The sequence below is a fragment of the Staphylococcus sp. 191 genome, from assembly GCF_011174885.1.
In the GTDB taxonomy this organism is placed as follows: Bacteria; Bacillota; Bacilli; order Staphylococcales; family Staphylococcaceae; genus Staphylococcus; species Staphylococcus coagulans.
In genome coordinates this window covers 140,538-163,039 of record NZ_PNRJ01000004.1, presented here as the reverse complement: position 1 = coordinate 163,039, position 22,502 = coordinate 140,538, and the positions used below count along the sequence as shown (strand labels likewise).

The window sequence follows — 22,502 nt, the reverse complement described above, 5'->3', positions numbered from 1 at the left end:
GGGAGGCCTTTTTATGTCAGATAACCAGGTAAAAGTAATAAAAAAAGAAACCATTGATCCGACACTCACATTAGAAGATGTAAAAAAACAACTTATTGAAAAAGGTAAAAAAGAAGGTCATCTAAGCCATGAAGAGGTAGCAGATAAATTACAAAACTTTGATATGGATTCTGACCAAATGGATGAATTTTTCGATATGATTAATGATAATGACATCCAACTTGTAAATGAAAAAGATAGTTCAGATACAGATGATAAATTAAATCCTGGCGACCTGAGTGCACCACCAGGGGTTAAAATTAACGACCCTGTAAGAATGTACTTGAAAGAAATTGGTCGTGTGGATCTTTTGAGTGCACAAGAGGAAATAGAATTAGCGAAACGTATTGAGCAAGGTGACGAAGTGGCGAAAGCACGCTTAGCTGAAGCGAATTTGCGTCTTGTTGTAAGTATTGCAAAACGCTACGTCGGACGTGGCATGTTGTTTCTTGACTTAATTCAAGAAGGTAATATGGGTTTAATCAAAGCGGTAGAAAAATTCGATTTTAGTAAAGGATTCAAATTTTCTACGTATGCTACATGGTGGATTAGACAAGCGATTACACGTGCAATTGCCGACCAAGCGCGAACAATTCGTATTCCTGTTCATATGGTAGAGACAATCAATAAATTAATCCGCGTACAACGTCAATTATTACAAGACCTCGGTCGTGATCCAGCACCTGAAGAAATTGGTGAGGAAATGGATTTACCTCCTGAAAAAGTGCGTGAGATTTTAAAAATTGCACAGGAACCTGTGTCTTTAGAGACACCTATTGGTGAAGAAGATGACAGCCATTTAGGTGATTTCATAGAAGATCAAGAAGCTCAAAGCCCTTCTGATCATGCAGCGTATGAATTATTAAAGGAACAATTAGAAGATGTCCTTGATACTTTAACAGACCGTGAAGAAAATGTACTTCGTTTACGTTTTGGTCTTGATGATGGACGAACACGTACATTAGAAGAAGTCGGTAAAGTATTTGGTGTGACACGTGAACGAATTCGTCAAATTGAAGCTAAAGCTTTACGTAAACTTAGACACCCAAGTCGCAGTAAACGTTTGAAAGATTTCATGGACTAAGGCTAAAAGCACATATAACAATGGGATAGATGAATAAAGGCTTTATTTCAAATTCGACTAAAGTGCTTCATACGACTTAAAAAGAATTAATGCTTTAGTCAGCCTTGTTAAGGTGGGACTATGAAATTTAAATTCAGTTTAGATTTCTATCCCACTCTTTTTTTGTATCAACATCTAATTGATACGTCATTTTATTTAGCATTTTACATAGAGGAGGGATTACTATCATTCCAATAAATAAACGACTAAAAAAGGTCAGTGAATATGTTACCGGTGATGTCCTTGCTGATATTGGCTCAGATCACGCTTTTTTACCTATGTTTTGTATTGAAAATGGTTTGATAGATCATGCTATTGCAGGAGAAGTCATTAAAGGGCCATATCAATCTGCTGTTAAAAGTGTACAGCTTCACGGCTATCAATCTAAAATTGATGTACGCCTTGGAGATGGGTTAACTATTCTAACTGAGAACGACAAGATAGATACCGTGGCGATATGTGGCATGGGCGGACCATTGATTGCTCGAATTTTAAAACAAGGTGCCGCATACATTCAAAATCAACCGAGATTAGTTTTGCAGTCTAATATTCAAAGTCAGCCTATACGCGAATTTTTACAAAAAAATGGCTATCAAATTACTACAGAAACATTAATGAAAGAGCGTGCGCATATTTATGAAATCATTGTTGCGGATCCCGGTAAAATGCAGCTGTCTGAACGAGATTTAAAATTTGGTCCATTTTTACACCCATCTCCCAATGATTTATTTATTGAAAAGTGGGAAAGAGAGTTAGAGGCATTATCGGACATTAAGAAAAATCTCAATCCTGAAAAGCATAAACAACGTTGGAACGAGATAAACAATTTAGAAAGTGACATAAAAGAGGTGTTACCACAATGCAACTCAAAAAGCTTTTAGAAATTTTAAATAAAAATGTCCCATTCCATACTGCTGAATCATGGGATAATGTAGGTTTATTAATTGGCAATAAAGAGAGCGAAGTTACAGGTATCTTAACCACGCTTGATTGTACGGGTGAAATTGTCGATGAAGCTATAGAAAAGAATATAAACACCATCATTGCGCATCATCCTCTTATATTTAAAGGCATCAAACAAATTATTGATGATGATGCATATGGGTCAATTATATACCGCTTAATTCAAAATAACATCAATTTAATTGCATTGCATACCAATTTAGACGTTCATCCTGAAGGCGTAAATGCCATGCTTGCTGAAAAGATTGGTCTAAAAGATTTTGAACTTCTTAACAAAGAAAAAGAGCATTATTATAAAATTCAAATATATATTCCTGAAGAAAATGCTGAGGCTTTTAAAGATACTTTATCACAGCATGGTCTTGCCCAAGAGGGAGAATATGCGTACTGTTTCTTTAATACAAATGGAAAGGGGCAATTTAAGCCTTTAGAAAACGCAAATCCTCATATTGGTGAAGTTGGTAGAGTTGAGACGGTGCAAGAACAAAAAATTGAATTTATGGTTCAATCTCATCAACGTTCTCTAGCAGAAGCATTAATTCATCAATACCACCCGTACGAAACACCCGTCTATGATGTCATTCAAATGACACGAACATCTCATCATGGTCTGGGGATGATTGGAAATCTTGAACATAAAATGACGGTCAATTCCTTCGTCAATCAGGTTAAAAATGCTTTACAAATGCCAAGTGTAAGATTTATTGGAGATATTAACGCTTCAATTCAACGCGTTGCAATTATTGGTGGATCTGGAATGGGTAATGAGGTGCAAGCACAGCAATCTGGTGCGGACCTTTTTATAACAGGAGATATTAAACATCATGATGCATTAGATGCAAAAATAGCAGGTATCAATTTATTAGATATTAACCATTATAGTGAATATGTAATGAAAGAAGGGCTCGTTCATTTGTTAAGAAATTGGTTAGAGCCAGAACTGGAACATTCATTCAAAATTGAATCCTCCGCACACAATACCGATCCTTACGATTATTTATAAAAGATAGTGTAAAAATCTTATAAAATTCACAAACAAAAGCTGAAAAGTTAGCTAATGGTCAATTAAAATCTATTTTTACTAAAGCAAAAGTCGAAGCAATTGTATCAAATTGCTTCGACTTTTATATGTTATTCCATAATTTTAACAGGTTTAGCTTTTTTAATTTTAGGTAGAATTTTCTCAACAGGCACATTAGAGTGAGTTGTATGAGTTTCAGGATTCATTGAATCGTAATCTTTCAAGAAGTTAATCACTTCTTTTACAATTGGCGTTGGCGTCGAAGCCCCTGCAGTAACAGCTACAGTCTCAACACCTTCAAGCCATTCAAGTTTAAGTTGTGAAATGTCTGCAATTCGATAAGATTGCGTATGTGCGATATCTTTAGAAACTTGTGCAAGGCGATTAGAATTATTACTTTTTGGATCACCGACAACAATTAGTAGGTCAGCTGCACCAGCTTGCTCAGCAACTGCTTCTTGTCTCACTTGCGTCGCTTGACATATCTCTTTATGTTGTTCAATGTGTGGGAACTTCTCTTGTAAATCCTCCATTAAATGTAAAACATCCCATTGAGACATCGTTGTTTGGTTGGTTACAATCAAAGGATAATCATTGAGTGTATCTGGTAAAGTTTCTACATCTTCTTTCGTTTCAACAAGATAAACAATATCTGGTGCAACACCGACAGCACCTTCTGGCTCAGGATGACCTTTTTTACCAATATATATGACATGATAGCCACTTGCCTTTTTCTCTCTAATCAAAGCGTGTGTATTCTCAACATCTGGGCATGTGGCATCAATGCATGTTAGTCCCTTAGCTTTAGCACGTTTTTTCACTTCTGGTGAAACACCATGTGCAGTGAAAATAACAGTACCTTCTGAAATCTGTTCTAAAATCTCTAATCGATTTGGTCCGTCTAATGTGATAATACCATCCGTTTCAAAAGCATCCGTTACATGCTTGTTATGAACAATCATACCAAGTATATAGATAGGCCGTGGTAAATTAGGGTCAAGCGAAGCATTTCTAGCAATCACCATCGCATCGACAACACCATAACAATAACCACGAGGGGTAATCTTAATAATTTCCATTTTTATACACGAACCTCCTTCGATACATCATTATATCAGTAACACCGTACTTTTAAAATTAAAATACAAATAAAATCTAGATTTAGTCTCACAACTACAAATGTAAAAATCATATTTAAAAACATGCACTTTGCTTATTTTCATTAAACATGATTTCATTTATAATATAGAGACGAATCTTTAAGGAGGCCAAATCATGGCAAATCATCCATTTGACCAATTTCGTTTTGATTCAAACTTAATTGAAGCAATTAAATCATTAAATTTTAAACAACCCACTGAAATACAACAACGTGTGATTCCAAAAATAATGAAACGTGTAAATCTGATTGGTCAATCACAAACGGGTACAGGGAAATCTCATGCATTTCTTTTACCATTATTCCAACAAATTGATCCCACATACGAGGAACCACAAGCCATTATCGTTGCACCAACACGTGAGTTAGCAACGCAACTTTACCAAGCTGCGCAACACCTTAGTCAATTTAAAAAGAATGTAAAAGTAAGCTTATTTATTGGTGGAACTGATTTTGAAAAAGACAAACAAAAGACTACGGTTCAACCCCAATTAGTGATTGGTACACCAACGCGCATAAACGATCTCGCTAAATCGGGTGCGCTACATGTTCATTTAGCAAACTATTTAGTTGTAGATGAAGCTGATTTAATGATTGATTTAGGTCTCATCGAAGACGTGGATCAAATCGCGTCTAAACTTGATGAACAAGCAAAAATGGCTGTTTTTAGTGCAACAATTCCTAAGACATTATATCCATTTTTAAATAAATATTTAGAGCAACCAGAATTTATCGAAGTTAAGAGTGAATCGAAAAATAAAAAGAGTATTGAATTCTTCCTTATTCCTACAAAAGGTGCACAAAAGATAGATAAAACTGTTTCACTAATTGAACTTTTAAATCCATATCTCGCAATTATATTTTGTAATAGTAGAGACAGTGCGGATGCGCTCGCAAATGAGATACAGCAACAGGGTATTCAAGTTGGTATGATTCATGGTGGCTTGTCTCCACGCGAACGTAAACAACAAATGAAGCGAATCCGAAACTTAGATTATCAATATGTGATTGCAAGTGATTTAGCTTCAAGAGGAATCGACATTGAAGGGGTCAGTCACGTCATTAATTTTGATGTACCTAAAGACATTGACTTCTTTACACATCGTGTTGGCAGAACGGGACGTGGTAATTATAAGGGCATTGCAATTACACTTTATACACCTGAAGAAGAAGAACTGATTCATTTAATTGAACAAAAAGGATATCAGTTTGAAAATGTAGATATTAAAAATGGTGAATTAAAACCTATCAAAGCTCACAATACGAGAAAACTACGTCAAAAACAAGATGATCACATTACGCAACAAGTAAAACATAAAGTGAAACGTAATAATAAGAAAAAAGTTAAACCAGGGTATAAGAAAAAATATAAGCAAGAGCTTGAACAGATAAAACGCCAAGAAAAAAGACAGTTTAGCAGAAGTAAAAAACGACAAGCTAGAAAGAATAAAAGATAAAAAAGGACAGGATAATTATGTTAATAGGTTCTCACGTCTCAATGAGTGGTAAAAAAATGTTACAAGCATCCGCTGAAGAGGCACATCAACACGGGGCTTCAACATTTATGATTTATACTGGAGCACCCCAAAATACACGTCGCAAAGCGATAGAAGATCTTAATATCGAAAACGGTAAAGCAACAATGGAAAAATATGGTTTATCAAATATTGTTGTACATGCACCCTATATTATTAATATTGCTAATACGAACAAACCAGAAGTCTTTGAACTAGGTGTAAATTTCTTGCAGAATGAAATTGAGCGTACAGAGGCAATTGGAGCCAAAGATATCGTCTTACATCCAGGTGCGCATGTTGGTGCTGGTCCTGAAGTCGGTATTAAAAAAATTATTGAGGGACTTAATGAAGTCTTAACCAACCAAAACGATGTTAGAATTGCGCTTGAAACAATGGCTGGAAAAGGTTCAGAGGTGGGCCGAACTTTTGAAGAACTCGCTCAAATTATTGATGGTGTTACACACAATGAACGACTTTCTGTTTGCTTAGATACATGCCATATTCACGATGCAGGATATGATGTCGTTCATGATTTTGATGGTGTTTTAGACGAATTTGACCGTATTATAGGGGTAGACCGTATTAAAGTCGTCCATGTGAATGATAGTAAAAACCCAATTTCAGCTCATAAAGATCGACATGAAAACATTGGTTTTGGTCATATCGGATTTGATGCACTCAATTATGTCGTACATCATGATCAATTTAAGGATATTCCTAAAATTTTAGAAACGCCATACGTTGGGGAAGATAAGAAAAATAAAAAACCTCCTTATCGTTATGAAATAGAAGCTTTCAAAAACAACAAATTCGATCCTGAAATGAAAAATAAGATTATGTCAGTTTAATCTATAGCTCAGAATGATTTTTTGAACTGGCATATTGTGTCAGTTATCTAAATTCAAAAGTGCACTTGAGATATACAAGTTGCACAAATAGGGGTGAGCGCTAATTTTTTAGTCTCACTCCTTTAAATTTCGAATGAATTAGTACTAAATTTTTACATTATAAAAATCGCGTATTTAATGTTATAATAAATCGAAGTCGGAAAGATTACTATTTACATTGTATGCTTTAAATCAATATGGTGAAAATTGAGGTGAAAAGATGCCACAACCAGTCTTTGAATTAAAAGGAATAGACTTTTTTTATGACAATAAAAAAGTATTAGAAAATATCAACATTCGTATCAATAAAGGTGAATTTTTAGCAATTGTTGGACCTAATGGCGCGGGTAAGTCTACGTTGCTCAAATTAATTTTAGGTATTTTACCAATTCAAAAGGGCGAAATTCTTATTGATGGAGAGTCATATCACAAAAAATTGACGACCGATAAAATCAGTTATGTCTCACAAAAAGCGTCATCTGTTACATCTGGTTTTCCAGCTACTGTAAAAGAAGTCGTTTTGAGTGGTTTAACTCGTAAAAAGCGTCTTTTCAGATGGTTTAGCAACTCTGATGATCAGAAAGTAGATCAGGTCTTGAATCGATTGAATATATCGCAATTAAAACATAAAAATATTGCACAATTATCTGGAGGGCAACAGCAACGTGTATTAATTGCACGAGCACTTGTCTCTGAACCTTCTGTACTTGTATTAGATGAGCCAACTAATGGTATAGATGCGAAACATGTCGGTGAATTTTATGAGACGTTAGATCACCTCAAAAAAGAAGGCGTTACAATTATTTTAGTAACACACGATATTGGTGTTGTTGTTGATACAGCAACTGAAGTGGCTTGTTTAAATAAACATTTGCACTTCCATGGGGCAACAAGTGAATTCAAATCACTTGATGAAGTTGAAATTTCTAAAATTTATGGCCACCCCATTAAATTTGTAGACCATAAACATGATAGGGATTGTTGTGTATGATTGATGCATTATTGAATTTTGAATTTATCAGGTATTCTTTTATTAGTGGTATATTGATAGGGGTTATTGCTCCATTAATCGGTACGTTTATTGTTGTAAGACGTTTATCATTAATTGCAGATGCTTTAAGTCACGTGACTCTTGGTGGGATATCATTCGGCATGTACTTGTTAACTGTCTCATCAGTATTTGCATTTATAAATCCGATATGGACAGGTATTATTTTTGCAATTATTGGTGCGTTGTTAATTGAAAAACTTAGAACATCTTATAAAAACTATTCTGAAATCGCTATACCTATTATTATGAGTACAGGTATTGGATTAAGTGCGATATTTATATCTTTAGCCAAAGGCTTTAACCAGGAACTTTTAGGCCTTTTATTTGGTTCTATTAGTGCTGTATCGCTGAGTGATTTGTTTACAATTATTACAATTACGGTATTAGTGTTATTATATATCATGTTATTTTATAAAGAGCTATTTATACTCTCTTTTGATACAGAGTACAGCCAAGTTATCGGTATACCAAAGTGGATTCAATTTTTATTTATCGTTATTGTCGCTTTAGTGATATCTGCTTCTATGCGTGTTATTGGTGTATTGCTTGTTAGTGCGCTAATTACACTTCCTGTTGCAATTGCAATGCGTTGGACAAAAGGGTTTAAGCAATTTATATTCTTAAGTATCACGATTGGTGAGTTTTCTGTCATTATTGGGCTGGTTACTGCATTTTATTTAAATATCTCACCTGGTGGTATTATTGTTGTTATTTTAGTCATCATGTTAATGTTAACGCTATTTTATCAGTCCTTTGTAGTCAGAAAATTTAAAGGAGTGAATGTGAATGAAAACAAATGAAGCCATTCGTATATTGAAAAATAATGGGCATAAATATACGAACAAAAGAAGAGATATGATTGAGCTGTTTATTAATGAGGATAAATATATCAATGCTAAGACCATCCAACAACACATGAATGCGCACTATCCAGGTATATCTTTCGATACAATTTATAGAAACTTACACTTATTTAAAACTTTAGGCATCATCGAAGGAACAGAAATGGATGGAGAAATGAAGTTTCGTGCGGCATGCACTTCTCATCATCACCACCATTTTATTTGTAAAGTATGCGGAGATACAAAAGTCATTGATTTTTGTCCAATGTCTGAAATCAAAGCAAAACTACCAAATGTTGACATTGAAATGCATAAATTAGAAGTTTACGGTATGTGTGAAAAATGTAAGCAAAAAGGCTACCATCTTGTTTAATTAGAGAGATCTCTATTTACTTTAGTAAAAAATGAAATGTATTGTAAAAATAGTAAAAACCCGAACGTTTGCTTTCTTTGACGTTCGGGTTTTGATATTTGTTCAGCAAAATAGGGTAAACACGTGATGTCTAGTTTTGATTTGCAGTTGCTTCTTTTTTCTTGTTTTCTTCCCATTCAGCAGCAAGTTTATCAATTTCCATTTTTAATTCATCCACCATTGTTTCTTCAGGTACTTTTCTCACTGTTTTCCCTTTCATAAATAACAAGCCTTCTCCACGAGCGCCGGCAATACCAATATCTGCTTCTCTCGCTTCACCTGGACCGTTTACGGCACAACCCAGTACTGCTACTTTTAAAGGAACTTGAAGTTTCTCAATGTATTCTTCTACTTCATTTGCAATTGAAATTAAATCAATTTCGATACGACCACAAGTTGGACATGCAATCAAAGTTGCCGCATTGCTTGCTAAGCCAAAAGATTTTAATAAAGACTTAGCAACTTTAACTTCTTCAACTGGATCTGCTGAAAGTGAAATTCTCATTGTGTTACCAATACCAAGAGATAAAATTGCGCCTAAACCAGCAGAAGATTTAACTGTACCATTAAACAATGTACCACTTTCTGTAATACCAAGATGTAATGGGTAATCAAATGCTTGTGCAGCCTTTGTATAAGCTTCAATTGCGAGATTAACATCACTCGCTTTCATTGACACGATAATGTCATGAAAATCTAAATCCTCTAAAATTTTAATATGATGTAATGCACTTTCTACCATACCATCAGCAGTAGGGTAACCATATTTTTTTAGAATATGTTTTTCAAGAGAACCCGCATTAACACCAATTCGAATTGGGATTCCTTTTTCTTTACAAGCTTCCACAACAGCTTCTACTTTTTCACGTCTTCCGATATTACCTGGATTAATACGGATTTTGTCCGCACCATTTTCAATCGCAATCAATGCTAATTTATAATTAAAATGGATATCTACTACAAGAGGGATATTAATTTGTGCTTTAATATCTTTAATAGCGTACGCATCTTCTTCGTTTGGACATGCAACACGTACAATTTGACAACCTGCTTCCTCTAAGCGTTTAATTTCAGCCACTGTTGCCTCTACATCGTGAGTTTTCGTCGTTGTCATACTCTGAATAACAACTTCATCTGCACCACCAATTGTTAAATTACCGACTTTAACAGGGCGCGTATTTTTACGATGTGTAATTTCAGCCATAATAGGAACTCCTTTATGAATAGTTTTAACTTGAAAATGCACTTCTAAGAGGCGATTAATTCAACGTTATTTCATATTATACAATAAGCCCACCTGCATATTCAAAACAATTAGATTGAGAATGTCATAAATTTTTCATAAACATTGTAAAGTGAATATTTACCATTAGAGCATTGAAAATATGTTTCATGATAACAATTAATTAGTTCAATAACATTTTACAAATAAAAAGTGTCAAGCAATTTAAAAAACTTTATATATAGATAATTTGATGATTAAAATGTTTAAATCTGCTGAAATTGCGCTATAATAAAGTATGTAGTCAAAATGATATTCATCAATTTGTAAGCATATTAATTGTGACAAGATGATGAATGTTGATACAATTATCATGGAATCAAATTTAGGAGGATGATTAATTATGGCATTTGAACTACCAAAATTACCATATGACTATGATGCATTAGAACCACACATTGACAAAGAAACAATGGTGCTACATCATGACAAACATCATAATACGTATGTAACAAAGTTAAACGCAGCAGTTGAAGGTACAGATTTAGAAAATAAATCTATTGAAGATTTAATTGCTAATTTAGACAGTGTACCTGAAGATAAACGTACTGCAGTTCGTAATAATGGTGGTGGACACTTAAACCACTCATTTTTCTGGCAAATTATTTCACCTAACTCAGAAGAAAAAGGTGAAGTTGTAGATAAAATTAAAGAACAATGGGGTTCTTTAGATGCATTCAAAAAAGAATTTGCTGATAAAGCTGCAGGTCAATTTGGTTCGGGTTGGGCATGGTTAGTAGTGAATAATGGTCAATTAGAAATCGTAACGACTCCTAACCAAGATAGTCCACTTACTAATGGCCAAACTCCAATTTTAAACTTAGATGTATGGGAACATGCATATTACCTTAAATATCAAAATAAACGCCCAGATTATATCAATTCTTTCTGGAATGTTGTTAACTGGGAAAAAGTTGACGAATTATATCAAGCAGCGAAATAATATGCGATATAGAAGGGGGTTGAGGCTCATGGGCCATCAACCTCTTTTTTTTATTTTAGAATGGACCTCGATACATAGATCAGCGTCATTCACATTATATTTCGGCAAATAAGTATAAGGAGATAGGGTTGCTATATTTTTATACTTTTTACCACAAAACATTAGCCAAATGTATTTTTATCATATATTATTTTAAGAAGAACTATGGTGAATAGAGGTCGGTTGTTTTGTTAAAACGATTAAAAGAAAAAACAAATGATGAAAAGATGCGTCTACGAATGAACAAGCGCGTCAATTTTATTTTCGCAGTCATTATTTTTGCTTTCGTACTCATTGTCTTAAGGCTAGGTTATTTACAAATTGTTCAAGGTTCACAATATAATCAAATGATTCGTGAAAGCGAGAATGTGACAGTGAACGAGTCTGTGCCAAGAGGCCGTATTTTAGATCGTAATGGTAATGTCATCGTAGATAATGCGTCAAAAAAATCAATTACATATACTAGAGGTAAAAATACAAATCAAGATGAGATTATGGATACCGCTAAAAAGTTATCTCAATTAATTAAAATGGATACTTCTAAAATCACGGAACGCGATAAAAAAGATTTTTGGATTCAAAAGAATCCTAATCAAGCCAAAAAATTAATGAAAAAAGAACAACAATTATATGAGAACGGTGATATTTCTCAAGATGATTACGATAACACATTGCGCCATAAAATCAGTGATAAAGATTTAGACACTTTATCTAAAAAAGATCTTCAAGTGTTGGCTATTTATAGAGAGATGATGCAGGGCTCAACATTAAGTCCGAGAACAATTAAAAATGATAAGGTCACTGATGAAGAGTATGCCTCTGTATCACAAAAACTTTCAAATTTGCCTGGTATTAATACAGAAATGGATTGGGATCGTAAATATCCTTATGGAAAAACATTAAGAGGTATATTAGGAAGTGTTTCAACTCCTGAAGAAGGTCTGCCAAAAGAATTAACAGATGAATATTTATCTAAAGGTTATTCAAGAAATGACCGTGTTGGTAAAAGTTATTTAGAATTACAATATGAAAATATTTTAAGAGGTAAAAAGAAAGAAATGCGCTATACCACTGATAAATCTGGAGCCATCATTGATTCGGAAGTGGTAAACGAAGGTTCTCGCGGTGATGACTTAGTCTTAACGATAGATATTAAGTTACAACAAAAAGCGGAAGAATATTTAGAACAACAAATTAGAAAATTACGTTCAGAAGGCGCTAAAGATATGGATACGGCAATGATGGTTGTGCAAGACCCTAATAACGGTGATATTTTAGCCATGGTCGGTAAAAAAATTGATAAAGACGGTTCACTTACAGATTTTGATATCGGCACATTCACGACGCAATACGCTGTTGGTTCATCTGTTAAAGGGGCAACTTTATTAGCTGGCTATCAAAACAATGTCATCCATGTTGGTGAACAAATGATTGATGAACCTTTAACTTTTAAAGGCGGCTCTACAAAACGATCTTACTTCAACAAAGATGGTAGAAAATTAATCAATGATAAAGAAGCACTCATGCATTCATCCAACGTTTTTATGTTTAAAACGGCATTAAAACTGGCTGGCCTTGAGTACCAACCTAACATGGCCTTACCAACAGATGTAACAATTCCTGGACAAAAATTACGAAAAGGTTTAAACCAAGTCGGTCTAGGTGTGAAAACTGGTATTGATTTACCCAATGAAGTCACTGGACAAATTGAACCTTTAAAAAATAATCCAGGGAACTATCTTGATCTCGCAATTGGCCAATATGATACTTATTCACCATTACAGCTATCACAATATGTATCAACAATTGCAAATAATGGTTTTAGAATTCAGCCACATATTGGTAAAGAAATTCGAAAAGCAACAAAAAATGATGATTTAGGACCTGTCAAACATAAAATTAATGGTAGAGTTTTAAACCGCGTCAATAACAAGCCGGACGAAATAAAAGAAGTTCAAGACGGATTTGATATGGCCTTTAATAAAGTTGCTGGTACAGGTTACGCGAGTTTCAGCAAAACAAAAGTTCGTTCTGCAGGTAAAACGGGTACAGCCGAAGTTTTCCAAGATGGCGAACCACGCGTTAATTCTACTTATGTTGGTTATGCGCCTGAAGATGATCCGAAACTTGCATTCTCAATCGTTTATACCAACCAACCTGTTCCTGAACCATGGTTGAATGGTGGCGACTTAGGCCGAGATGTTATTAATTACTACTTTAAATAAAGATAAAGACTTGCTTTGTAATCTCAAATACTTTTATATTAGTTACGAAGTCAAAACAGCTCTAAGATGATGAAACAATCATCTTAGAGCTGTTTTATATCCATCATTTTTAGTGATGCGTTGTCTAGATCTCATACTAACAACCTGTATTCAGTGATTAGACATAAATGATTGACTAATAGCGCAAATATGTGAGTACAATCTTAACGACGCGCAATCAAGGATAAAATCAGTGTATGTCATAAAGAAACACTACAAAATTTCATAATTAACATAAACTTTACATTACATTCATTCATAGTTAATAAATGATTTGTATCCTTAAGATGTAAACAATATGATAACCACTAATTCTAGGAGGATGTTTCAATGAAAAAATGGCAAGTATTGGGCACTACAGTTATCAGCGCTTCATTAATTTTAGGTGCGTGTGGCGGAGCTGGACAAAGTAATGATAGCAAAGGGAATGATTCTAAAGGTTCGGATGTTGAGGGCTCTGTAAAAGGTAATGGTTCATCAACTGTAGCACCTATCATTGAAAAATTAAACGAAAACTTTTCTTCAGATCATAAAAACATTACAGTTGAAAACGTGACTTCAGGAACTGGTGATGGATTCAAACAATTTATTGCTGGCAAAACTGATTTTTCAAATGCGTCACGACCAATCAAAGATGAAGAAAAAAATCAATTAAAAGACAAAAACATCGATTATACAGAATTTGAAATTGCAAAAGACGGTTTAACAATTGCAGTTAACAAAGATAATGACTTTGTAAAAGAATTATCTTTAGATGATTTGAAAAAGATTTATTCTGGCCAAGCTAAAAAATGGTCTGATATTAACTCTAAATATCCAAATAAAGAGATTAAAGCTTTTTCACCTGACCAATCTCACGGAACATACGACTTCTTTTCTGAAGAGGTTATGAACAAACAAGATATTAAAGCTGAGAAAAACCAAAATACAGATGTCATTGTTAAATCAGTTCAAGATAATCCAAATGGTATCGGATTCTTCGCATTTAACTTCTATAAAGAAAACGAAAAGAATTTAAAAGCAGTTAAAATTAAAGATAAAAATGGTAAAGCCATTTCACCTGATCACAAAACAATCCAAGATGGTTCATATCCTTTAAGTAGACCGTTATTCATCTATGCTAATAATGAAAAACTTAAGAAAAATGATGCATTTGCAGAATTCTTAAAATACACATTAGAAGATAAAGGTAAAGCAGCAGAATCTAAAGGTGTTGATTATGTCGCATTACCTAAGAATAAATATGAAGAACAGATGAAAAAACTTGATAAATTAACTGGAGATAAAAAGAAATAATCGAAGCAGTCATAATATGATAAGTTTTATATTCTGACAATCATGCATATTCATTTACGGAAGTGATTACAAAAATCCACCTTGAAGTTGTAATCATGATTGACAGTGTCAAAGGGTTGAGTTTCATAATCAAATGATTATGTCTCAGCCCTTTTTAGAAAAGGAGCGCGTAATATGAAATCGCAAAACAATATTAGAGAGATGATCCAAAAGAAGAGTCATTCTGGTTCATCGCTGAGTGATAAAATTGTGCCAATCATATTGGCTACGATTGCAGCAATTTCTATTTTAACAACAATAGGGATTGTCATTACATTATTGACTGAAACGATTACTTTTTTTACACGGGTCCCCATCTCTAAATTCTTTTTAGAAACCGATTGGAATCCATTTAGTTCGACACCAAAATATGGTATTTGGGCACTTATTCTCGGAACACTGAAAATAACATTAATCGCAACAATTTTCGCTGTTCCAGTTGGAATAGGTGCAGCTATTTATTTAAGCGAGTATGCATCAAAACGAGCACGTAAAATCATTAAACCTATATTAGAAGTTCTTGCCGGTATACCGACAATTGTCTATGGTTTCTTCGCATTGACATTCGTAACGCCTGTGATTAGAGCAATTTTTCCTAGCATTAGTAGTTTTAATGCAATTAGTCCAGGTCTCGTTGTCGGTGTAATGATTATTCCGATGATTGCAAGTATGAGTGAAGATGCGATGTCATCAGTGCCTGACAAAATAAGAGAAGGTGCACTTGGCTTAGGTTCAACAAAATTAGAGATGATACTCAAAGTGATTTTACCCGCAGCAACATCAGGAATTATGGCTTCAATTGTATTAGCTATTTCTCGTGCAATTGGTGAAACAATGATCGTATCCCTTGCAGCAGGGTCAAGCCCGTCGTTTGATTTATCTTTAACACATTCTATCCAAACGATGACGGCTTATATTGTCCAAGTCTCACAAGGTGATGCAACAAATGGCTCTGATTTATACTACAGTATTTATGCAGTTGGGTTCACATTATTTATCTTTACATTAATAATGAATTTTATTTCGCAAATGATTACAAAACGTTTCAGAGAGGAGTATTAAAATGAATTTAATCAATCAAGCTGAGGTTGAGAAAAAACTCTCTGGCCGTATGACAAAGAATAAGGTGTTTAAAACGATATTCTTGGTATGTACACTTATCGGTTTAATTGTTTTAGCTATCTTAATTATCGATATTTTAAGAAAAGGCCTTCCAGTCATGACTGGTGACTTTTTCACAAATTTCTCTTCATCATCTGCGCATACAGCGGGGGTTAAAGGTGCTGTCATTGGGACATTATGGCTCATGATGACACTTATTCCTATCGCTTTAGTACTTGGTGTTGGAAGTGCCATTTATTTAGAAGAATATGCTAAAGACAATGCTTTTACTAAATTTATCCGTGTTAACATTTCTAACTTAGCTTCTGTGCCTTCCATTGTATATGGTTTATTGGGAGCAACAATATTTGTGGCTTTGTTGAAACTCGGTAATTCTGTAATTGCTGCTGCACTAACATTAGCATTGCTCATCTTGCCCGTTATTATCGTAGCAAGCCAAGAAGCCTTGAAAGCCGTCCCTAATTCAGTTAAAGAAGCTTCTTATGGTTTAGGAGCAAATAAATGGCAAACGATTAAAAATGTTGTTCTGCCAGCAGCGATTCCTGGTATTGTGACAGGGGTTATTTTAGCAATTTCGAGAGCTATCGGAGAAACAGCACCTTTAGTCGCAATTGGGATTCCGACTATTTTGTTAAGAACACCAAATAGCATTTTAGATTCTTTCCAAACATTACCTTTACAAATTTATGATTGGGCGAGAAAACCAGGGCTTGATTTTCAATCACTTTCATCTGCAGCCATAATTGTCCTATTAGCCATTTTATTAATATTAAACACAATCGCTGTCATTATCAGAAACAAGTATTCTAAAAAATATTAACAAGAAAAATTTTAAAATCGTTTTGAAATGAGGTTTTACTATGACTGAACTTAATACACTAGAGTCAGAAACAAACAAAGTAAACAGTAATAGCAAAGTTAAAAATGAAAATAAAAGATTTATTGCTACAACACAACAACAAGAGGACAATGTACTGAAAGACGCAGATCGTCAAATTGTTTATTCTACTCAGAATTTAGATTTATGGTATGGTGAGCAGCATTCATTAAAAAATATCAACTTAGATATTTTAGAGAAAAATGTTACTGCCATTATCGGGCCTTCTGGATCAGGAAAATCAACTTATGTAAAAGCATTAAATAGAATGGTGGAGTTGGTACCCTCTGTAAAAACATCAGGAAAAGTATTTTATCGAGATCAAAACATTTTTGACAAGCGTTATCCTGTTGAAAAATTGCGTACAAATGTAGGAATGGTATTTCAACAGCCAAATCCGTTCCCGAAATCAATTTATGATAACATCACTTACGGCCCAAGAATTCATGGGATAAAAGAAAAAAAAATACTAGATGAAATTGTTGAAAAATCGTTACGTGGTGCAGCAATTTGGGATGAATTAAAAGACCGCCTTAACCAAAATGCATACGGTCTTTCTGGTGGACAACAACAGCGTGTCTGTATTGCTAGATGCCTTGCTATTGAACCAGATGTTATTTTAATGGATGAGCCAACTTCTGCACTTGATCCGATTTCTACTTTAAGAGTGGAAGAACTCGTACAAGATTTGAAAAAAGATTATTCAATTATTATTGTTACACATAATATGCAACAAGCAGCGCGTGTTTCTGATAAAACGGCATTTTTCTTAAATGGTCATGTGAATGAATACGACGATACAGATAAAATATTCTCAAATCCTTCTGATAAACAAACAGAAGACTACATTTCTGGACGTTTTGGATAATCATGACTGTCATTAGGAAAAGATATGAAGACCAGTTAAGTGACCTATTTAAAGATGTTCGTCGATTAGGTTTAAACGTTTATGATATGATACAACAATCGATAAAAGTTTTATCAGATAAAGATGTTACCCATGCAAGACAGGTTATCAGAAGAGATGAAGACATTAATAAATTGGAGTCTGATATTAATGAGAAAGTTGTCATGCTGATTACACGGCAACAGCCTATTGCTAAAGATTTACGATTTATGATTTCAACACTTAAAATCGCTTCTGAATTTGAAAGAATGGGCGATAATGCTGCAAATATAGCTAAAATACGCACACGGGCACAATTTACAGATCATTATATTATGATGCGGCTCGAAGCTATGGGACATCTTTCTATGTTGATGCTCAAAGACTTAAAAGAGGCCACACGTCATAATGACTTAGAATTAGTTAAAGAAATCATTGAACGTGATATTGATATTGATGATTTATATAAGCAAATTATTAATACAACATACTTGATTGATAACGATCCTTTCGTTGCTGGACAAGCACATTTAGTCGCAAGATATTTAGAAAGAATCGGTGATCATGTCGTCAAAATTGCTGAACATATTTATTATTTTATTACAGGAAATCGATATGAGACTTATGAGAAATAACACTTCCCAATTTCTGCTTTAAATGATATGATAATGAAGTCGTATTTTGAAGAAAGAATAGGAGGGATACCGCTATGCGCGTTAATGTGACATTAGCTTGTACAGAATGTGGAGATCGCAATTACATCTCTACTAAAAACAAAAGAAATAATCCTGAACGAATTGAAATGAATAAGTTCTGTGCACGAGATAATAAAAAAACTTTACATCGTGAAACTAAGTAATCATTTCATGTAAGTGAGTTTGGAACATAAATAATTCAACTCATTTTAATGATTAAATCAGTTTAAATCATGGAGATTTCAAACTTCTAGACAAGATTTTATTACAGGTTTTAGACGTTTGTTTATCCAAGGGGGCAAAAATATCTATTAGTCATAGGTATTTTTGGCCCTTTTTTTATTACTCTCTTTAGGAAACTGTTTCTGGCTCATTATTCTATAATCGGATGTTGGAACGTACCACTATAAATGTAGCTAAAGCACTTATTTTACGACATTAAATCAATTGTTATATACTTTATTCAATTGTCATATAATGATATTTCCATGACACCAGTTAACAAGCACGATATAATAGTGACAAAAGGGGAGTGATGTTAATTGAACAAAAAATCATTGAGGTTAGAAACTTTAAATAAGATGAAATCACTCTCACCCCAGCAAAAATGTGTAGCTGACGAATGGCTATTTCAACAATTAATTGCACATCCAAAGTATCAACATGCCAATCGTATCGGTATTGTAATGTCCATGCCTCACGAAATCAATACAGACCCGATTATTTTACATGCATTACAAAACGATAAATTAGTTTTTGTACCTTCTACTGACTATCAACAAAAAAAGATGGTATTTCAACAGCTGTTTGACTTAAATCAAGTTGATATGGATGAGAGAGGGATCCGATATGTTAAACATCAAACACCTATCAATCATTCATTAGATTTGGTAATTGTACCAGGAGTTGTTTTTAATCAAAATGGTTATCGTATTGGCTATGGCGGGGGTTATTTTGATCGATTTTTGTCAAAATATCAGCCAGTGAATCTAAGTCTCGTTTATGATATACAAATGACAGACTTGATGACCGTTGAGCCTCATGATTACCCAGTATCTGAATTAATCATCGCAGAAACATAAATAACTGGAGGATTTATATGTTTGAAGAAAAGCACTTATGGAAAGCAAGCTTTTTATGGATAAAATACTTAAACTACGAATGTATACACTTTGATCAAGATAAAGGCGAGATTTGGCTTGGCAATAAAAAACAAAATCATATTATTATATTTAAACAAGGTCATTTTACAACCCAAGAATTAGAATTTGATAAAGAGCGCCTCATTTCACATCATGACGATATCACAAATTTCATAGGTTATAATGCCAATCGTTATGATGTATATGTAATGACGGAGAAATCGTTTAATCCCACTCAATTCAATGTACATCAACCTGTTCGGGTTCGCTTTCATTGTGTTGATTCAATCAAAGCATTTGATCAAATGAGTGACCACTTTCTAATCAAAAGAAATTTGAGACATAAAGATAATAAAACAGAAAAAGAGTACAAAAAGCGTGTATTGAATCCAAATATTATCGAACGTGCAATGTATCGTTTTACTCCGGTAACTTACGTTTTGATTTTTATAAATGTACTTATTTGGCTTATCGTAACTTTTTTTACACCTCATCATACAGATTATGAAATTATTAACTTAGGCGCATTAAGCCATTTTAATGTTGTCCATGGAGAATGGTACCGACTGTTGTCTTCGATATTTTTACATATTGATTTTCAACATTTACTCTTTAATATGTTGTCACTATATATATTTGGGAAATTAGTAGAATCCTTTGTCGGATCACTTAAAATGCTTGGTATCTACTTTTTCTCAGGAATTTTTGGCAACTTATTATCGTTATCGTTTATTACAAAGGGATTTTCATTAGGAGCGAGTGGGGTTATTTTTGGATTAATTGGCGCATTACTTGCATTGATGATTATCAGCAAACGTTTTGAACGAAAAATGATGTTACAAATGATTCTTGCTGTACTCATTATGACGGGAATCACATTGCTCATTCAAAATGTTAACGTGGTCGCTCATTTAGGCGGATTAATAGGTGGGGGACTTATTACTTATTTAGGTTATTTATTTGTAGCAATGCGAAAATACTTTTACATTTTAGTCGCATTCACAATTGTGATTACCATTGGTATGCTCGTGAAAATATATACAACACCGGATATCAATATTTATAATCAAATCATTCAAGATGAGATGTATAGCAATCATTTTAGTGAAGCTAAAGATATGGTTAAGCAGACTTACCATAATGGCTATGCAGACGACATGACATATTATTTATCCGGTCTAATTATTGCAACACAAGATTCAAAAGCCGAGGCTATGGCTGAATGGGAACACGGTGTCAAGCTCTTTCCAAATTCAACACCACTCAATTATGAATTAGCCATAGCAAACCGGTCATTAGGTGATAATAAAAAGGCAAAAAAATATTTATCACAAGTACTAAAAAATGATCCTAAAAATAAGGATTATATCAATTTAAAAAAAGAACTGGATGATTAACATGCAGACACAACTTAATACATTTTATGATGTACTTCAATTACTTAAAAAATATGGTTTTATCATTTATTTTGATAATAAAGATGATATGCTAGAAATGATTGAACAAGAAATTCAGACGTTATATCGACACGAATTAATAACTAGAGAAGAATTTCTCCAATCTAAATTATTAATTAACCAAAGAAGGATGAACAGAGATGAGTAAACATTTGATTTTAGCAGCAGATATTGGCGGTACGACTTGTAAACTTGGGATTTTTAATGATAATCTAGAACAACTTTCGAAATGGTCGATTGAAACCGATACGTCTGATCCTACTGGTCGTGTTTTATTACGACAAATATATGATGCTTTTGTAAACCAAATGGATAAATATAACTTTGAAATGAATGACGTTCTTGGATTAGGAATAGGCGTTCCCGGTCCAGTTATGTTTAAATCTGGGATTGTGAATGGTGCAGTCAACCTTAACTGGCCTGACCGTGTCAATGTTTCAGAGATCATGCAAGAGTGGGTTTCATTCCCGGTCTATGTCGACAATGATGCCAATGTTGCAGCATTAGGAGAAAAACATAGTGGTGCGGGCAAAGATGCTGACGATGTTGTTGCGATAACATTAGGTACAGGACTCGGCGGCGGTATTATTTCAAACGGCGAGATTGTACATGGCCATAATGGCTCAGGTGCCGAACTTGGACATATCAGAGTGGATCATGACCAACGTTTCCAGTGCAACTGTGGTAAATCGGGTTGTATCGAAACCGTTGCTTCAGCTACGGGCGTCGTTAATTTAGTCAATTTCTATTATCCTAAATTGACATTTAAATCATCAATTCTACAATTGATTAAAGATAATAAAGTCACCGCTAAAGCAGTTTTTGATGCTGCTAAAGCAGGTGATCAATTTTGTATATTTATTACCGAACGTGTTGCACAATACATTGCTTATTTAGCAAGTATTATCAGTGTTACGACAAATCCGAAATATATTATTCTTGGCGGTGGTATGTCGGATGCAGGAGATATTTTAATTGAAAATATTAAAACAGAATATCATCATCTTGCATTTACACCTTCACAAGAGGGTACAGAAATTGTACGTGCAGAACTCGGCAATGATGCTGGTATTGTCGGTGCAGCTGGTTTAATAAAAACTTATATTATAGAAAAGGAGCGTGTTTAAATGGCTATAGTAGATGTCGTAGTAATCCCTGTTGGAACTGAAGGACCAAGTGTAAGTAAATATATCGCTGAAATCCAAACAAAATTAGAGGCATTCAAACAAGAAGGTAAGATCGACTATCAATTAACACCCATGAACACATTGATTGAAGGCGAGCTATCTGATTTATTTGAAGTTGTTCAAGCCATTCATGAACTACCATTTGATAAAGGTTTAGATCGTGTTTGCACTAATATTAGAATCGATGACCGTCGTGATAAAAATAGAAAGATGAATGATAAATTAGAATCAGTGAGAAAACATTTACAGTAAATGAGAG

At 34.0% G+C, this 22,502-nt stretch carries 23 protein-coding genes; 21 read left to right on the top strand and 2 right to left on the bottom strand.

Annotation, left to right across the window (positions count from 1 at the left end):
• Positions 1–13: 13 nt before the first annotated feature.
• From rpoD to C1H58_RS04865, 3 genes are all read left to right on the top strand, one after another.
• Positions 14–1,123 (top strand): RNA polymerase sigma factor RpoD, encoded by a 1,110-nt coding sequence (rpoD, locus tag C1H58_RS04875; protein WP_016425197.1) that lies wholly within the window; start codon positions 14–16, stop codon positions 1,121–1,123.
• Positions 1,124–1,347: 224 nt separating this feature from the next.
• Positions 1,348–2,043 carry a tRNA (adenine(22)-N(1))-methyltransferase gene (locus C1H58_RS04870; protein WP_165545541.1) on the top strand — a complete coding sequence of 232 codons (696 nt, stop codon included), beginning with the start codon at positions 1,348–1,350 and terminating at the stop codon, positions 2,041–2,043.
• Complete coding sequence (locus C1H58_RS04865; RefSeq protein WP_165545510.1) at positions 2,022–3,128, top strand: Nif3-like dinuclear metal center hexameric protein; 1,107 nt, start codon at positions 2,022–2,024, stop codon at positions 3,126–3,128. The genes C1H58_RS04870 and C1H58_RS04865 overlap by 22 nt, the downstream gene beginning before the upstream one ends.
• A 128-nt stretch (positions 3,129–3,256) precedes the next feature.
• Here C1H58_RS04865 and C1H58_RS04860 read toward each other — a convergent pair whose 3' ends face one another.
• Positions 3,257–4,225 (bottom strand): 4-hydroxy-3-methylbut-2-enyl diphosphate reductase, encoded by a 969-nt coding sequence (locus tag C1H58_RS04860; protein WP_165545509.1) that lies wholly within the window; start codon positions 4,223–4,225, stop codon positions 3,257–3,259.
• Between the two features lie 196 nt (positions 4,226–4,421).
• Here C1H58_RS04860 and C1H58_RS04855 point away from each other — a divergent pair, with 196 nt between their 5' ends.
• From C1H58_RS04855 to C1H58_RS04835, 5 genes are all read left to right on the top strand, one after another.
• On the top strand, positions 4,422–5,762 hold the full coding sequence (locus C1H58_RS04855) for a DEAD/DEAH box helicase (protein ID WP_050345573.1): 1,341 nt from the start codon (positions 4,422–4,424) through the stop codon (positions 5,760–5,762).
• 17 nt (positions 5,763–5,779) lie between these two features.
• Entirely contained in the window at positions 5,780–6,670 is an 891-nt protein-coding gene (locus C1H58_RS04850; protein WP_165545508.1) for a deoxyribonuclease IV, read from the top strand.
• 259 nt (positions 6,671–6,929) lie between these two features.
• Positions 6,930–7,700: a metal ABC transporter ATP-binding protein gene (locus C1H58_RS04845; RefSeq protein WP_050330798.1), complete on the top strand. Its 771-nt coding sequence runs from the start codon at positions 6,930–6,932 to the stop codon at positions 7,698–7,700.
• A complete protein-coding gene (locus C1H58_RS04840) occupies positions 7,697–8,560 on the top strand; it encodes a metal ABC transporter permease (protein WP_050330799.1) in 864 nt (287 codons plus the stop codon). The genes C1H58_RS04845 and C1H58_RS04840 overlap by 4 nt, the downstream gene beginning before the upstream one ends.
• Complete coding sequence (locus C1H58_RS04835) at positions 8,547–8,975, top strand: Fur family transcriptional regulator (protein WP_050330800.1); 429 nt, start codon at positions 8,547–8,549, stop codon at positions 8,973–8,975. Before C1H58_RS04840 ends, C1H58_RS04835 begins: the two co-directional genes overlap by 14 nt.
• Positions 8,976–9,105: 130 nt before the next feature.
• Here C1H58_RS04835 and ispG read toward each other — a convergent pair whose 3' ends face one another.
• Positions 9,106–10,209: a flavodoxin-dependent (E)-4-hydroxy-3-methylbut-2-enyl-diphosphate synthase gene (gene ispG, locus C1H58_RS04830; protein WP_171839466.1), complete on the bottom strand. Its 1,104-nt coding sequence runs from the start codon at positions 10,207–10,209 to the stop codon at positions 9,106–9,108.
• A 430-nt stretch (positions 10,210–10,639) separates the two neighbouring features.
• Between ispG and C1H58_RS04825 the strand changes: the two genes are divergently transcribed.
• The 13 genes from C1H58_RS04825 (at position 10,640) to C1H58_RS04765 (ending at position 22,495) form a co-directional block, all read left to right on the top strand.
• The gene (locus tag C1H58_RS04825) at positions 10,640–11,239 is read left to right on the top strand and encodes a superoxide dismutase (protein WP_050330802.1); all 600 of its coding nucleotides are present in this window, start codon (positions 10,640–10,642) and stop codon (positions 11,237–11,239) included.
• Positions 11,240–11,466: 227 nt separating this feature from the next.
• On the top strand, positions 11,467–13,503 hold the full coding sequence (locus C1H58_RS04820) for a peptidoglycan D,D-transpeptidase FtsI family protein (protein WP_165545507.1): 2,037 nt from the start codon (positions 11,467–11,469) through the stop codon (positions 13,501–13,503).
• 369 nt (positions 13,504–13,872) lie between these two features.
• A complete protein-coding gene (locus C1H58_RS04815) occupies positions 13,873–14,838 on the top strand; it encodes a PstS family phosphate ABC transporter substrate-binding protein (protein WP_050330803.1) in 966 nt (321 codons plus the stop codon).
• 201 nt (positions 14,839–15,039) lie between these two features.
• Positions 15,040–15,939 carry a phosphate ABC transporter permease subunit PstC gene (pstC, locus tag C1H58_RS04810; protein ID WP_371317744.1) on the top strand — a complete coding sequence of 300 codons (900 nt, stop codon included), beginning with the start codon at positions 15,040–15,042 and terminating at the stop codon, positions 15,937–15,939.
• Between the two features lies 1 nt (position 15,940).
• Positions 15,941–16,819 (top strand): phosphate ABC transporter permease PstA, encoded by an 879-nt coding sequence (gene pstA, locus C1H58_RS04805; protein ID WP_165545506.1) that lies wholly within the window; start codon positions 15,941–15,943, stop codon positions 16,817–16,819.
• A gap of 40 nt (positions 16,820–16,859) precedes the next feature.
• Entirely contained in the window at positions 16,860–17,744 is an 885-nt protein-coding gene (gene pstB / locus C1H58_RS04800) for a phosphate ABC transporter ATP-binding protein PstB (RefSeq protein ID WP_165545505.1), read from the top strand.
• Positions 17,745–17,746: 2 nt separating this feature from the next.
• Positions 17,747–18,397: a phosphate signaling complex protein PhoU gene (gene phoU, locus C1H58_RS04795; RefSeq protein WP_050330807.1), complete on the top strand. Its 651-nt coding sequence runs from the start codon at positions 17,747–17,749 to the stop codon at positions 18,395–18,397.
• A 74-nt stretch (positions 18,398–18,471) separates the two neighbouring features.
• Positions 18,472–18,621 (top strand): 50S ribosomal protein L33, encoded by a 150-nt coding sequence (gene rpmG, locus C1H58_RS04790; RefSeq protein ID WP_016425180.1) that lies wholly within the window; start codon positions 18,472–18,474, stop codon positions 18,619–18,621.
• 378 nt (positions 18,622–18,999) lie between these two features.
• Positions 19,000–19,539 carry a 5-formyltetrahydrofolate cyclo-ligase gene (locus C1H58_RS04785; protein ID WP_165545504.1) on the top strand — a complete coding sequence of 180 codons (540 nt, stop codon included), beginning with the start codon at positions 19,000–19,002 and terminating at the stop codon, positions 19,537–19,539.
• Positions 19,540–19,556: 17 nt separating this feature from the next.
• A complete protein-coding gene (locus C1H58_RS04780; RefSeq protein ID WP_165545503.1) occupies positions 19,557–20,996 on the top strand; it encodes a rhomboid family intramembrane serine protease in 1,440 nt (479 codons plus the stop codon).
• A gap of 1 nt (position 20,997) precedes the next feature.
• Positions 20,998–21,204 (top strand): YqgQ family protein, encoded by a 207-nt coding sequence (locus C1H58_RS04775; protein WP_016425177.1) that lies wholly within the window; start codon positions 20,998–21,000, stop codon positions 21,202–21,204.
• Positions 21,197–22,183, top strand: coding sequence for an ROK family glucokinase (locus C1H58_RS04770; protein ID WP_050330810.1), 987 nt, complete (start codon positions 21,197–21,199; stop codon positions 22,181–22,183). The genes C1H58_RS04775 and C1H58_RS04770 overlap by 8 nt, the downstream gene beginning before the upstream one ends.
• A complete protein-coding gene (locus tag C1H58_RS04765; RefSeq protein ID WP_050330811.1) occupies positions 22,184–22,495 on the top strand; it encodes an MTH1187 family thiamine-binding protein in 312 nt (103 codons plus the stop codon).
• Positions 22,496–22,502 lie beyond the last annotated feature (7 nt).